Genomic DNA, 15,579 nt, shown 5'->3' on the forward strand with positions numbered 1-15,579 from the left:
TTTCACCTTCCTGTCTGTCGAGATGGAAAGACAACATCCGCGTAACAGCGAACAACCGGAAGCGATGTGTGACGCTGCCACGGCCAATATTTGGCGGCATGCGACGTGTTGAAGCAAACGACCGTTTCGCCGGGCAGTACGGCTCTGCGATCGCAAAGCCGGAACAGCCCGGCCAAAGCCGCCGCCCCCTCAGGGGAAGCGGACAGTCCCATGCGAGCCGACTCGCACTGGGCTTGCCGGATTTCTTCTCGCGTAACGGCGATCGCATCGCCGCCCGACTGCTTCAGGATGGAGACGATCAGCTTCCCGTCCGGAGGCTCCGGAACCCGAAGGCCGGTCGGACTTGCGTCACAAGAACCTCCATCGCAGGAAGCCGCGGAATCCCCTTCCCGGTCGTGTAACAGACTGACAATCGGCTCGCAACCGCTTTCTTGCACCGAAACGAGACGCGGCAAGTCGCCCTGCACCCAGCCGAGCTCCTTCAATTGCGCGAAGGCTCGCCATAGGCCGATAATGCCGGAACCGCCGCCGGTCGGGTAAAGGATCACATTCGGCATTACCCAGCCGAGCTGCTCCGCCACTTCCAGCCCCATCGTTTTTTTTTACCTTCCGCCCGGCCAGGCTCGCGCAAAGTTCCCGTGTGAAACCAGCCCTGTTCGGCAATTCCTCTTCCCACGATTCGCCCTGCATCTTGAATCAGACCGTCGACAAGAAATACGCGGGCACCGTAATGGACCGCTTCCTCCACGATCAAGCCCGGGCAATCCATCGGTACGAACACGAATGCCTCCATCCCGGCGCATGCGGCATAAGCCGCTAAGGCGGAAGCGGCGTTTCCGTTCGAGTTGACGGCAACCTTCCGGATTCCGCGTTCCTGAAGCAGCGTTACCGCGACGGAAAATCCTCTCGCTTTGAAGCTGCCGGTCGGATTGATCTCTTCCCGCTTGCTGTACAAGCCGCCGAGTCCTAACCTCCGTTCCAGCGAGGTCAGACGCAGCAGCGGCGTCCCGCCTTCTCCTAGCGTTACCGGACTAGCTTGCTGCCGGACAGGCAGCAGTTCCCGGTACCTCCACATCGTCCAAGGACGGCGCGCAAGCGACTGCCGATTCCATGATTTTCGAAGGTACGGCAAATCGTACTCGACAAGGAAAGTCCCGCCGCAGCCGCATTTTCCTTTAACGTCGAACGGTTCCGTGTTTCCGCAGCGCGTACATGTCAGCAAGAAGCGTTCCACTTCATCACCACCGGCATTTGTAGTCATTGCTGCATTTTATACGGGGCGGATACCGAAAGGAACGGCCAGTACCCAGCGTCCGAATCGTGGTAATTAAGCACCGATTCCGGGTACCCGCATATTCATGGGATAACGACCCGAATGCGAAGGGGAGCGGATATGCTTCGATTGATGTGCAAAGGCAAAATTCACAGGGCTACCGTTACGGAAGCCGATCTCGACTATGTCGGCAGCATTACGATTGACGCCTCCTTAATGAAGGAGGCACGCATTCGTCCTTACGAAATGGTGCAAATCACCAGCCTGCGCAACGCGACGAGATGGAAAACCTATACGCTGCCAGCAGACGAAGGGTGCGGCAAAATATGCTTGAACGGCCCTCCCGCCCATTTGTTCCAGCCGGGCGACATCGTCATTATTTTGAGCATGGGCATCTTCTCGGAGGAGGAAGCGGCGGAGCTGCAACCGCGCGTGGTATATGTCGACGAACGCAACCGGATTACAAAAGTTGACGTGCACGAGTGGGCGGATTGGTCGTTCGATTAATGACAACCAAATAAGGAAGAGACCTCGAGAGAGGTCTCTTCCTACGGTCGGTTCAACCTTTGATCGAACCGAGCAGCATCCCTTTGACGAAATATTTTTGCAAAAACGGGTAGACAAGCAAAATCGGAATGATTGCGACGACGACCGTCGCCATCTTGATCGTTTCCGGGGGCAGCTGCTGCAGCTCCGCCACGTTTACGCCGAGCTCGGTACTGACGCTAGGCGTCACGATCATGTTGCGCAGCACTACCTGAATCGGCATCAGCGTGCGATCGGTCAAATACATGATTCCGCCGAAGTACGCATTCCAGTGCGTCACCCCGTAAAATAAACCGAGGGTGGCGATAATCGGCATCGACAGAGGCAGCACGATGCGGAACAGCGTCTGTACGTCGCTACAGCCGTCCACCTTCGCTGCTTCCTCGATTTCTCCCGGCAAATTCTCGAAGTACGTCTTCATGATAAGCATATTGAACGACGAGACCAAACCTGGGATAATTAGCGCCCAAATCGTATTCAGCAAACCGGTCGCCCGCACGACAAGATACAGCGGAATGAGACCGCCAGAGAACAGCATCGTGAACACAATCCCGGCCAACACAATATTCCGTCCCGGCAAAAACTTTTTCGACAGCGGATACGCTAGAAACATCGTCACGAAAAGGTTTAGAAACGTTCCGATCACCGTGACCGTTATCGTCACCTTCAATGCGTTCGGAATCCGGTCGCTCTCGAAAATGTATTTGTACGCCTCCAGCGTCATCTCGCCAGGCCAGACGACGAACCCCCCGTTGCGGAGCACCTCGACAATCGGCGTAATCGACATGATGAACACGTAATAAAGCGGGAACAGCGTCGCCAGGCCGAACAATGTCAGAGACGAGTAAATGAAAAAGTCAACAATGTAATCGGATTTCGTCTTCTTGAGTATGAATGACATGGTTTACCTCCTACCAAATTCCCGAGCCGCCGAGTTTTTTCGCGACCTTGTTGGCCCCGAAAACAAGAATGAAGCCAATGACCGATTTGAAAAAACCGACTGCCGCCGCAACGCTGAAATCCAGTTGTTCGATCCCTCGTCGGAATACCCAGGTGTCGATAATGTCCCCGACCTCGTAAACGCGGGCGTTCAGGAAGATGTAAACCTGCTCGAAGCCGGCGTCCAAAATGTGTCCGATGCGCAAAATGAGCAGCAGCACAAACACTTCGCGTATGCCCGGCAATGTAATATGCCACATCTGTCGCCATCGCCCGGCCCCGTCGACGACCGCCGCCTCGTACAGCTCGCTGTTGATGGCAGACAGCGCGGCCAAGTAAATAATCGCTCCGAATCCGGTACTCTTCCAAATCTCGGTCAATAGCAGGAGCGGGCGGAAAAAGTCTTTATCCGTCAACAAGTTAAGCGTCTGACCGGTCTGCTCCCTCCACCAGGAGGAGATCAGTCCTGCATCGGGCGCAAGGAAAGAGAACACAAGCCCGTACACGATAATCCACGAAAGGAAATACGGTCCGTATGATACCGACTGAATGACGCGCTTGAACCATTGCACCCGAATTTCATTCAAAATGAGCGCCAGCAACACGTCCGGAAGCATATTAAACAAAATCCGGTAAAGACTTAGCAGCAACGTATTTCTCAGCAAAATTGTGAAATCGGGCGACGAAAATACGGTGATGAAGTTTTCGAAGCCGACCCAGTCACTGCCCCAAATTCCTTTAACAAGATTGTACTTTTTGAAGGCGATCAAAAGACCGGCCATCGGTACATAGTGATAAACGACGTAGTAGAGGATGCCCGGAAGCATCATAAGATAAAACCAGCGGTAGCGGACAAGCGCTCTTCCGATTAGGAGGAACCTTTGAGGCAAGAACGTATTTGTTCCAGGCGGACTGTTCCCCGATAGATGATTCGTTTTCACTGCTGCATTCCTCCTGCTGCGGCTTCATATACATTTTTCTACTTGGCGGCTAATGATCTGCTACAAGCTGATGCAGTGTACGGCAAAATCCGCGGCAACGTCCGGTAGCAGAGGATGCTGAAGAAAGCGGCGCTCGAAGCGGACTGGAGTGCCGTGTCGGCTGAGCGCCGCCCTAAAAAGCGACTAATTAGTGCGAGGAGTGTAAGTTGTCAAATGCCCGAATCAAGTCATCCGCGTCATATACGAATCCGAAAATCAGCGCTACGCGCCACAGGGCGACTTCCTTATGCACTTCCCGCCGTGCGCTTTCCTTGTTCTCAATGGCCGTAACCGCCTGACGAACGGCCGAGCAAAGTATCCCGTGGCGGTTCATGTCCGCCATGCCGCCCGGCGAAAGCAGCAAACAGCCGTCGATAGCAAACCCGGTGTAAATCAGATGGTTGATGCCGTAATGCCTGCATAGCGCAAACAATTGCTTCGATGTTGCCGCTACGCCTTCACTGCCTTGCGGCTCCGCTTCCGGGAGGAAGCGGAGATTCGTTACACTTCTATCGTTGTCGGTACAGTTATGGATTCCCGGGAACACATTGTTCCTGCGGAATTCTTGAAGATGATCATAGCTGTCGTCGTGGTTGATCTGTTCGGCCATCGGAGGCTCTTCGCCGGCGAGCCGAACGGCCTGCTTGAAGCCGGGATATCCGGAGTAGTAGTCCTTCCCGCCGACTACGTGAAAAAGGCGTATCCCCGCCCCGCGAACGGCAGTCAGTAGTCCGGGAAATATATCGCGGCTGATAGCGTACGATCTTGGAAGGTACTCCACAGCCCGAAACGCACCCGGATATTGCTCAGCTTCGCCGCAATCCCATGCGTGCATCACAACGACGGCGGTACGGTTCGGATCAAGCGGAAGCTCTGTTTTATTCCATCCTCCGTATGCCTCAGCCGGCACTTCCCGCTCAAGTTCAGCATCAAACTGTCGGTAGTAATGGACAGGAACTTGGATTATGCTCATGGTTCGCCTCCAGTGATCAGAACTCGTCTCCCTGTTTTGCAGGTATGCCTTCCATAAGAGCAACTTCATTCGAATTCAAAGCGCCAGCGAACAGTTCTATCTCTCGAATCGTTCCGGAGAAGTGGCATTGCGGCCCTTTCCCGATCGTAAGCGGCAATCCGGCCAGCGCGGAGCTGTCGATAAGCTGATGATCGCAAGCCGCCTCGGATACGAGTTGGCCGTCGACATACAGCGAGAGCCGCGTTTTGTCGTATGTCACGACTGCGCGATGCCACCCGTCGGTGAGAGAAGTATCGTGCGTCGCCAGCGGATCGCGACTCATACTCCACACTTTGCCGCTCGGCAATGTGCCGGCAAACAGCTTGCCGTTGAACACCGCCATCGACCAAACGCGGCGATATCGAACATTCGGATCCGGTTCCTCGAGCACAGCAATCCGTTCCCAGTTCCGTTCACCGTTGTAGCGGAATACGTAACCCCCCGGCAGCGTGCCTCCGTACAGCTTGCCGTTAAACACCGAAACGCCCATCACTTCCAATTCGTCGTCCATCAGTCCGAAATCGCTCCATTCGGTACCGCCTTCGTAGCGCAACATCCTTGCTTCGTTCCAAATGCCCATCAGCAGTTGGTTGTGGAAAATCGAGAAGCAGTACACTTGTGAGCATTGCGGCACATTCCCGCAGTAGGTCCACGGCTCATCGAGCTTTCTCCGGTATACGCCACCCTTCTCATTACAACCGATATACAAATCACCTTGATACGGCGCCATATTAAATGTGCGCGTCCGACCTTCCGGACCCGGTGCACCAAGAATCTCGCAGTTGCCATACTCATCGTAGGCGAACACTCCGTGGGGATAAAACGACATCGCAATGAGTCGGTCGTCGTACACCGTTAGCGCCCCGACGCTATCGTTATCCGGCACTGGCAGTTCGGCGAACAGTTCCCAAGTCCGACCGCCCGTATAGCGGTAAATGCGGCCGCCTGGCTCAAGGTTCGGCGACTCCGGGAGCGCCGAGCCGCTCGCCCGGTAGCGCATCGTGCCAGCGTATAGCCGGCCTTTGAATTCGGCCAGCGCATATACCGCATTGCTGTCATCCGGGTGGCCGCAATCGATCCACGCGCTTGCAGCCTCATCCAGACGGAATACCCTCCCGCGATGATCTGCTGCATTATCGAACGTTCCGACATACAGATGCCCGTTGAACACGCACATGGCGCTAATCATACGTCCTTCTCCGGGACTGCCCCAGTCGCGCCACTTCTCTTCTCCGCGAGCCGTGCTCCAGCCAAACTGCAGGTTGCGCCAGTTGGGTTGGGTCGATGTGACACCGGCCTGGGTCAAAACCGACAAATGCCACCCCTCCATCCGTTTCTCCGAGTACACATTTGCCAAGCCCCCGGGTAAAAATCCTTTCCTGTCGTTTATCTGAAACTGCATCGATAAGCTGAAAGGCTGCTGGCCGTCCGTTTCCGCAAAAACCGGCAATGTCACAGTCGAACTGATGCCGTTAAATAACGCACCTTCGCCGCCAAAAACGATCTCGCTCGCTTCACCGTGCCTCCCATGACCTGAAGCATCCCTACAGTCGGCACTCAGCGGCCAATAGCCGATACGCTGAACAGGCTTTCCTTTGTCTCCATTATGTGGTTTCTCCATTTGCTTCTCCTCCGGTTACCGTTTTCAATTCCACTTTTTATTCGGAACGGATATTCATCTCATCAACCCATACGGTGCCGGCAACCGACGGATTGTTGTGGGTGATGACGATTTTTAGCGTCCGGTCATATGCAGAAGGGGCGGTGAACGTCATCGTCGAGGCCGTCCAGTTGGAAGCGGAAATGACCGTGCTCGCCAATTCGGTGTTCGATGAAGTATCGATGATCGCCACCTTGCCGCCTGCCGTCCCGCTCGACTTTCCTTCGATCGTGACGGTATACGTCCCGCTCGACTTGTAACCTTTCCATTCGTAGAACAACTCCTGCTCCTCCGCTCCAGCCGCCGACACCAGCTTGAGCGATGAAAGTCCGGAATGCTTGTCGGTTGTATCCAGCAAAACGTTCGTCATGCTTGTTTCCTCGCCCCTCTGCCAGTATCGCGGGAGTGTAGAATCCCATTGGTCCGGCGTCTCAAAACCGGCATTGGCAACCTCGGTACCGCTGAGCGACGGCAATGCTCGTACGTCATCAAAGCCGACCTGCTGCATGGCTGGCGTATAATCGCCGGTGTACAACCGCACTCGGATATTATGACCCGAACTGGCAGGCGTTCGAACGGTAAACGCCTTTCGAGTCCATGACGTTTCCGAAAAGTTTATCGATCCTAGTAATGTCGAGGTCGTATAATCGTACACTTCGGCACGACCGTCCGTCAGTCCGTATACTTTACCTAGAAACGAAATCGTGTAATCGGTGTTCAGCTCATAGTCCGCAATGGGCTGCTCCAGTACCTGCCAAGCCGATCCGTCCGTCTTGATGATAACCGAGTCTTCCCCCATTCCCGGGTCACAAGTAGTCCGATACACCGTACTGCTGTCCCCTTGCCATCGCGCCCACCGATACGGCAGAGTCGGGTCCAGCGGATCTGCAAGCTCGAAATTCGAGTTGGCTATTTTGTTGCCGCTCCACTTGGCGATTCCCGACGCCTGGGTAGGGGAACATGCGAGCGTATCGCATATTGCAGCGGAAATATCGCGGAGCAGCGGATCGATTTCGGCCATATACGTCCAATTATGATAATAAATGGTGAGCATGTTATCTCCTGTGTTGACGGGCCCGCGCGAATTGTCCCACGATACAACCGGACTGGTGAGACTGCCGTTCCACATAATGTCGGTCATCGTGCGTGCAAACTTTTGCATATCCGTATAAGTAAACACCTGACCTCGCCGATAGGCGCCCAGCACCCCCGTCATCGTTATGGCAGCATGAGACATATCTTCGTAGGTGTACACCGCATAATGTCCTTCATCCCAAGGCCCCATCGGGTCCCAGTAATGCCACAAGTAAGCGTCCGTATTTTGCGCGGTATTGAGAGGATGGGCATCTATCGTTTCCTTGAACGCTCTCTCCATATCGTTGGCTCGGCTCCAGTAGAACGGCCGATCGACGGCGTAGGCGTACTCCCCTTCCGTGGCCTCATAAAGCTGATAGAACAGCTCGGCGACCATCAAGTATTGATTGTGCGGCATTGTCCGCCCAGGAAACCATTCCGTACTGAATCCATCGGGGATTAAATAAACGCCGGTGCCGTTATTGTGACCGTCGACTCCACTGATTTGGCGCCACCACGGATCCCACTTATGCACGAGATTGTCTGCAATAAAGTTCCGGTACGTATCGGCTTTTGCTTTGTAGGCGGCGTGCAGCGAACTGTCGGCATAAACCGTATTGACAAAACGGAGAATGGCTGAGCCGATCATCGCTTCATGGACTTGATTTTCCCAAGACTGTGCCACCATGATGCCGTCTAACCAAAGAGTATCGTTTGCAGCGCCCGACGGAATCGATATTTCTACAAACAGCTCATGTCCGGCCTCCGGAGTTTGAAAGTATCCCGTCGTATAAGGGATCTGCTCGCTTAAGCCCCAACTGCCCAACGTCGTGTTGGTTGTGCGGTCCTGCAAGCGAACTCGCCCCGTCGCACCCGGGGAAACTTTGCCGTTAAAGTTGATTCCGTATTCCGAGTTCGGATGATAGTTGTGCAGCTGCTGTACGATTTCAGGAGCCAGACTGCCGTCATAAACAAGTCGCAATCCCCACTCGTCGGCAAAAACTGTCGGATCATTATAGCGATGAGCGGCAGCAAACGGGGTCGCCTCTCGGGTCCAGGCAGCCGCATCGGTCATAGCCAACGATCGAATGGATATATCATCGATGTAATCGATCGCTTGCCCCGGCGATGCCGGTCGAACAAGGCGCAGTTTCACGGTATGGTCCGTTGTCGAGGGCGCCGTGTACTTGAGCACATGCTTGGACCAGGCCGTTCCCGTGATGTTGGATGAGCCAAGCATCACACTGCCTGTCTCGTCGTAAATCTGTAACTCGCCGGGATAACGCGGGTCAGTCGTGCGTGCCCAAAACGTGATCACATACGTCTCATCCGGGACATAGGGCAACGTCTGTTCGAGTCCTTTCGCCGATACGTTGTCGGCGCTCATCGCAACGCCCCATTGATAGCTATAATAGTTGTTGATTCCCGATGAAAGGTAAATGTCGGTAGAAGACGTTCCGCTGGTCCGTGTCCAGCCTGCCGGAAGCGTCGGGTCTCCTTCAGCCGATTCGAAAGCGCCGTTAATAACAAGATTTGTCGGCGCAGTGTAGGACAATTCAAAATCGTCAAACAAACTCGTGAAGCCGACGAGCTGCCAGTCGGATTGGAGCAATCGGATTTTCACCGTTTTGCCGGAAGCTTGAGGTGCGGTAAACGTCAACGAATAACTATCCCACGACGTGCTGGAAAACATTATATTACCAAGCACTACGGCGTCAGTTTCATTGTAAACGCTCACTAAGCCGGAAGCGGCGCCGCCCATCACCTTTCCCTTGAATGTGAGGGTATAGATATGTCCGGGCAAGTAGTCAATCACCTGTTCGGCGATTTCCCAAGAGGAATGATCGGTTGTTACGGCAAGCGCGTTGCTGCCACTGAAAGCGTCTGTTGTCATATAAACATTGGCTGATGTCGATTCAGGCCAGCGAATCCAGCCTGCGGCCATTGTGTTGTCCAGCGGGTCCGGATTTTCCATACCGCCATTGTCCAATGCGGCCGTTTCAGGGGCCGGAGCGTCCGGAGCGTCAGAAATCTTGACCGATACGGCATCGAAGCGCGCTTTGTAACCTGCCTCCGTATAGCTTTCCAGACCAAGCCGAAGCTGAAGAATTCCGTTCGACGGTGCCGTAAACTCAAACAAATAACGCTCGAACCCAACGTGATGGACACGCATCATTCCGAGTACGGAACCTGTCGTGGCGTTGAACACATCCACAATAGCCTCGGTTTGCTCGGTTTCGACACCGGCAAATACTTCTACGATATAGGATTTGCCGGATTCGTAGGCAAACGGCTGTACGAGCCGGTTGTCATCGACACTGTTACTGGTGACGATGACGCCCGCAGCTCCGTCAAAGGAATCCCCCGACGCAGTTGAACGATACACGCTGCCGGAATCCCCCTGAACGATCCAGTTGTCAGGGATGTTATCGTTGTCGGTGTCGGCTTCGAACGAGCTGTTCTCAATATGTTCCTCGCTTGCCGCCCTGCTTGCACCCGGGATAGAGAACGTGGAATTTTTGATTTGCGGTTTCGCATAGCCGAAGTCGGCCCAGCCCAAATTGCCGTCATTGTCATGATCACGCGCGTTGGCCACGATTCGATCCGTCTGGTCCACAATTTTGTCCAGCCAAAAGCGTTCCCCTGTCGTCTCGTACATGTCAACATAAGCGTTGGAGTAATAGCTTTGTCCCCAGGCCATCGAGCCGCCCGTTTCCTCATCGGATGCTGCCCGGCCAAAATTGTAGCTTTGATCAACGAAGAGAAAACGGTCAAGATCGGTGTCCTGGGCGGCGGCCCCTAATGGCAGCAGCCCCGTGCTTAATAGAGCTGCAACCAGCGTCATGCTAATAAGCTTCCATTTTTTCACGATCATCAAAACCTCCCATTCAGATGATGGACAGGAGCGAAGGGGCCACCAGCCAGCGCGCTTCGCTCCCAAAAGCTTTAGCGAATGACGCCTGCGCTTCGTACATTTTCGGTATAGGCGTCCTCCAAATCTTTCACTTTGTACTTATTGAGCAATTCATCCAGATAACGCGGCCAATTTTTTCCCGACTTGTCTTCAAAAAGCGCTTTCGCCAGAAATTCGTCGCGCCGTTTGTCCACACCGGCCAAATCAAAGTTTGTCGGCGGAATGAGTGAAACTCCCCCAGTAAACATATGAGTCGGCTGGGCTTCAAGCCATTTGAGAATGCCACGGTCGCGATCGGTATGCTTGTTGTCCATCAGCTCCAATCCGAACACTTCCGGCTGTCGTACCGCTTCCGTAAAAAAAGACCAGATTCGCAAATAATCGCCGTTTTTGATAATGTCATTGGTGTATGCCTCGTAATCGGGCTGGATCGTATTACCTTCGCGTGTATAGTGCTTGCCCTCCTGACCAAATTGGGTGAGCAGAAATCCTTCCTCGCTTGCCAGCCAGTCCAAAATCTCCACAGAACGACGTACCTTTTCCGGGTTTTTCGCGGCAACAGACTTCGCAAACAGGAACGGACTTGACGGAGCTCCGTCAAACATGACCGGTCTATCGCCAAAAAGGGTGAACGGTCTCCAATCCGCCTTCGGATTGATTTGCTTCGACCGGTATTGAATGCCTTGCTCGTTGTTGTCCAATGCAAAATCAATGGAGTTGCCGACGACGACGCCGACCCGGCCCTGAATCGCCTTTTCGATATGCTGCGGATTCTTGTTCAAGTACCAGTCGGGATCGACAACCTGCATATCAATCGCTTTAGCAATATCATCCAGCACCTGTTCCATTTTCGGCGAATACAAGCTCAAAATAAATCGATTTCCCTCGACAAACCCAGGAAACAGCAGTCCATGGTTGATTTCCTCCGGCCAATCATAACCAATGCTGGTTCCGCCGCCGGATGTGGTGAAGCCGTACGTGTCGTTTTTGCCGTTGCCGTCCGGATCTTTGAAGGTAAACTGGTGCAGCACCTCCATGTATTCCTTGTAATTGGTCGGCATTTTCAGGTTAAGCGCATCGAGCCAATCCTTGCGAATATAGTAAGACCGGTAAACCTTTTTCCTGTACGGCAAAGGAGCGAGATAAAAACCGCCTTCCACCTGGTAGCGCTGCAGCACTTCTTTACTCACCCAATGCTTAAAATAGTTCGGCATCGTTTGCGGCGAGACGAAATCCGTCAAATCGGCGATTAGTCCGTTCTGGACCAATTGAACCCCGCCGTCGGGATTGGCGTCCCGCCACATATCGGGCGGCGTGGAGGCAAGCAGCGCGTTTATCTTCGTATTGTAGTCGCTGCCGGCCGCCATGTACTCCACATGTAAATCCACGTTGAACTTCTCCTCGATCGTTTTTCGAACGAAGTCTTTGTCCGCACTTGGCAGCACGCTGTTGGGCGGTGCCGTAATGAACCAGTTAAGGCTGATCTTCTTACTTGCTTCGGCCTTGGTGCCGGTCGTGCCGTTTGTTTCGCCCGTACCAGGGGTTTCGCTCTGCGGCGACCCTTTGCTGGTGCAGGCGCTCAGCGCTAACGTTGCCGCCATCGTCAGCGCGATCCCGCTTTTGCCAATTCGTAACGCTTTCATGTTTATCCCCCATTGATTTCAGATTCCGGTTGTCAAAACCGGTATCGCCATCGTGACATGGCCGCGAAAACCGTTCAATTGTCACTTCGTCTTTCCGCAAGGCGACAAACGGATAAGCAGGACGACATAAAGATAACAGCCCTCTTTCTCAAGAGAAAGGGGCTGTTGGGCAACGCTTCACTCCTCCGAAGCGATATACCGGTTGCGAAACGCTCCCGGCGTCGTGCCGGTCGACTGCTTGAATATGCGGGTAAAATTGGTGACCGATGTGTAGCGCAAACGTTCGGCAATGACACGGATGGGCAGCTCCGAAGAAGACAGCCATTCCTTCGCCCTGGTCATGCGAAGCTGGATGAGAAACTCGCTGAAGGACAGCCCCGTTTCCTCCTTGAACCATTTACTCAAAGTCGCCCGGGATACCCCCATTTGCTCGGCTAGCGACTGCAGGGATATATCCTCCTCCAACTGCTGCTGGAGCGCGGAGACGGCATGCTGAACGAGCTTTTTGCGGCGTGGAACGTGAAGCTCCTCAAGCTGATGCTGAATGCCGGTCAGTACCGTATCCCGCATCCACTGATGCAGTAGGGCCAGACTGTGCATACCGGACAGCTGACCGAGAGCCTCTTCACCGATAATGCCGGACAACTCGATATCCGATGCAGCCAGCAGTCGCTCCAGTTCGCCGAGCAGATGGGTGAACAGAGCCAAAATCGTCGCCGAGCTGTGGATCGACTGACCGGCTTCTCGCACCAGCTCATCCAGACTTTCATACGCTTCCTCAAAACGCCCTTGGGCAACTGCGGCCGTGATCGCCTGCTCATGTACAATCAGACGACCGAGCGGAGCGTGCAAGGTGCTTTCGATGCTTTCCCGGGTAATGAGCGATTGCGGCCCTTTGGCCAGCCGATACGACATGAGCGATTGCGCTTCCTCATAGGAAAGCTGAACATGCTCGAGCCCTTTTCGCGGCCCGGCGATTGCAACCGACAGCGAGAACGGGAACTCCCGGTCTATTTGTTGGCAAAGCTGCTCGCCAAGCTGTTTGATTTTCGCAAAGGACACTTCCTCAGGCTCGTCGGCAGCCAATACAAAAACAACCTGTCCGGGCTTCGGCGAGATGCCGAGAATCGGATAGTGCATCGCTCCGAGCTCCTCGATCCGCTTGCGCAGGGCATACACGATGAGGGAGCGGTCGGTTTCGCCATACATTTGCTTCAATTCGTGCCACTGATCGATTTCGGCGATGCAGACATAGATTAGTTCGCCTCGCAGCGGAGCGAGCTCCGCCTGCCGCACCTGATCGGGAATGTCCGGATCGGTCATCTTGCCGTGTAACAGCTGAAGCAGTACATGCTCCTTCACAAGCGGCATTTGCTCATTCAGCCGCACCATCAGTCGCTCATTGTTGTCGTGCAGCTGCTGAATGGTGAAGTCGAGACTGTCGATAATGTCGGGAGCCCGCTTGACGAAGAGGCCGGCATGTCCTTCCGAACGCGGTGAAAACTTATTCACCAGACGCTGCAGAGGGGAATACAGCCGATTCGACCCTACGATGGCGGCGCCGGCCCATATAATCGCCAGCCCTCCGGCAAGCAGCCAGGCGATGCGCTGCATATTGTGCGATTGCCGGGACAGTTCCTGGGTAGAGGCGATCGCCACATACTTCCACCCGTTGGCCGATGATTGCGTAGCTGTCATAATAAACGATTCCCCGTTCAGCTCGATCTGATCGGGCAATTCGCGGCTGGCCGTGACGAGGCCGACAATCTGGGCGGTCGGATCGGCCGCGCCGCCGCTGCTCCACGTCTGGCCGCTCACGACTGGACGATTGCGATCGTCCAGCACGAGCAGGATGCGCTGAAGCGGCGGAGCCATTCGCTCAATCATTTTGACCAGCAGAGCCGATTTCAGATGAACGACCAGAACCCCTTTCGGCGCAGACGAGTTCAAAGGTACCGGACGGACGATCAGCAGATCATTCTGATTCGCAAACGTTTGCGGCGGAAGCCGGTAGGAGGTAATCGTGCCGTTCCATACCAGCCGGTTGATTTCGCTGAACGGATAATAGATTTCCCGCACGAGCCCGGTCGTTTGCGAATATACCGTATTCTGGGTTGGGAAAATAAGCGATATGTCGATAGGCAGATCAGAATTACCGACAAGATTGCGCAAAGTATCCATCAGCTCAAGGGAAATGTCGAGCGTCTTCATCGAAACCCCGCGCTCCGCAGCCTCCAGCACGATCGGACTTGTCGCCAGCGAGATCGAAATTTCATCGATACGGGACAAGTAATTGTTCAGTTGAGACTCAAAATTCTTCAGAATGCTTTGCTGATGCAAGTCGACTTCACGCTGCAGCGATTTGGAAAATATATAAGAGGAAATAAAACCGAGCAAAATGACGGGAACAGCGCTCACCATCATCGTAAAAGCGATCAGTTTGCTCTTGAACGAAAACCGCTTGCCTGACACGCTGTTCACCCCTTTTTTTTCATATTTGAAAGCGATTTCACAAACGAACAGAAGGACAAAAACTTACACTGTCGTCCCTTCTTCCCCGAGCTGGTCCGAGGTCCCCCTTGCTCCCATCATAACTTGCAAACAGGTTCGCTGGCAAGGGAGGGAAAATCGTTGGATCATTTTGCGATCCTCACCACAATTCACGAATCAAGCAGAATGACCCAAAGCGTGAATATGGTTTTACGATATCACATTTAATAATACTCTTTAAAAAGAAATAACTCAGGCATTGTTTGGTTGAATATCACATTACTTTCACCTTCATAGACCCACATCTTGTCATTAAAAACTTCTGCAATAAACCAAATGTACTTTTCTTGATTAAAGTATTCAAAATGTTTATATGTTGGATTTACAAATCCTACAGAGTATGTAGGCTCCTTAAGTCTATTCCATCCACAATGTAATCTTTTTTGTGTGTAGTAAGTTTTTATTAAGAAACTTTCTTCAATATTATCCAGAATACTCCGCCATTGATCTTTCCTTACTTAAATTATAGTCTCCATGCAAGCTCCTCAACTATCGTGTCCCGTTAGCTTAATGGTTTATCACCCCGAATAACTTCTAAATTAAGCGGAGAAATCATCAATATTCTCTACCACTTTAATTTTTCCGTTAATCAAGAGCTCGGGAAGTTCATTCTTTACATTAAGGGAAAAGCATCTTCTCAAAAAAGAAGTTGTATAAGGTGTTTTTCTGGTCTATATCAAAATTAATCACCAGTTCAAGAAACATTCACTTCCTAGTAACAATGTGGTAGACATACAAGAGGCTATGCATCACGCGTCTCCGTCACTCCAATAGCTTCCCGCAGGAAATAACGCAGCGTCTTCCTAAATTGAGCACAATCCGGCATCTCACTTCGCCGTGCACTGGCGGCCGGGATCAATCAACTAGCCTTTGAGACGGAATGGATATCTCCAGTCCTATTCCTTAAAGGCGATCTGTCGGGAATGGGATAATGTTCTTGTCACCCGACAACAAGGACGAGGCTGCCGCGTAAATGATTGACGGTCTT

Annotated in this window: 8 protein-coding genes and 3 pseudogenes; 1 reads left to right on the forward strand and 10 read right to left on the reverse strand. The window is 53.2% G+C overall.

Annotated features, from left to right (window positions below):
* Window positions 1–2 precede the first annotated feature (2 nt).
* Window positions 3–1,261 (reverse strand): annotated as a pseudogene (locus tag DQG23_RS09560) (threonine synthase).
* Between the two features lie 132 nt (window positions 1,262–1,393).
* On the opposite strand from DQG23_RS09560, the gene panD reads away from it, so the two are divergent.
* Window positions 1,394–1,780: an aspartate 1-decarboxylase gene (gene panD, locus DQG23_RS09565; protein ID WP_113030601.1), complete on the forward strand. Its 387-nt coding sequence runs from the start codon at window positions 1,394–1,396 to the stop codon at window positions 1,778–1,780.
* Between the two features lie 52 nt (window positions 1,781–1,832).
* On the opposite strand, the gene DQG23_RS09570 is transcribed toward panD, so the two are convergent.
* The 9 genes and pseudogenes from DQG23_RS09570 to DQG23_RS43730 form a co-directional block, all read right to left on the reverse strand.
* A complete protein-coding gene (locus tag DQG23_RS09570) occupies window positions 1,833–2,720 on the reverse strand; it encodes a carbohydrate ABC transporter permease (protein WP_113030602.1) in 888 nt (295 codons plus the stop codon).
* Between the two features lie 10 nt (window positions 2,721–2,730).
* Entirely contained in the window at window positions 2,731–3,699 is a 969-nt protein-coding gene (locus DQG23_RS09575; RefSeq protein WP_238177820.1) for an ABC transporter permease, read from the reverse strand.
* Between the two features lie 187 nt (window positions 3,700–3,886).
* Window positions 3,887–4,711, reverse strand: coding sequence for a hypothetical protein (locus DQG23_RS09580; RefSeq protein ID WP_113030603.1), 825 nt, complete (start codon window positions 4,709–4,711; stop codon window positions 3,887–3,889).
* 16 nt (window positions 4,712–4,727) lie between these two features.
* Window positions 4,728–6,371 (reverse strand): LamG-like jellyroll fold domain-containing protein, encoded by a 1,644-nt coding sequence (locus tag DQG23_RS09585; protein ID WP_113030604.1) that lies wholly within the window; start codon window positions 6,369–6,371, stop codon window positions 4,728–4,730.
* Between the two features lie 37 nt (window positions 6,372–6,408).
* On the reverse strand, window positions 6,409–10,359 hold the full coding sequence (locus DQG23_RS09590) for a hypothetical protein (RefSeq protein WP_113030605.1): 3,951 nt from the start codon (window positions 10,357–10,359) through the stop codon (window positions 6,409–6,411).
* A gap of 71 nt (window positions 10,360–10,430) precedes the next feature.
* Window positions 10,431–12,041, reverse strand: a complete 1,611-nt coding sequence (locus DQG23_RS09595; RefSeq protein ID WP_113030606.1) for an extracellular solute-binding protein — start codon at window positions 12,039–12,041, stop codon at window positions 10,431–10,433.
* A 177-nt stretch (window positions 12,042–12,218) separates the two neighbouring features.
* Window positions 12,219–14,513 carry a helix-turn-helix domain-containing protein gene (locus tag DQG23_RS09600; RefSeq protein ID WP_113030607.1) on the reverse strand — a complete coding sequence of 765 codons (2,295 nt, stop codon included), beginning with the start codon at window positions 14,511–14,513 and terminating at the stop codon, window positions 12,219–12,221.
* Window positions 14,514–14,755: 242 nt separating this feature from the next.
* Window positions 14,756–15,037 (reverse strand): annotated as a pseudogene (locus DQG23_RS43725) (DUF6756 family protein); the annotation flags it as partial.
* 93 nt (window positions 15,038–15,130) lie between these two features.
* A pseudogene (locus DQG23_RS43730) lies at window positions 15,131–15,211 on the reverse strand (DUF2441 domain-containing protein); the annotation flags it as partial.
* Between the last annotated feature and the right edge of the window lie 368 nt (window positions 15,212–15,579).

This window comes from Paenibacillus contaminans, assembly GCF_003285015.1.
GTDB lineage: Bacteria > Bacillota > Bacilli > Paenibacillales > NBRC-103111 > Paenibacillus_V > Paenibacillus_V contaminans.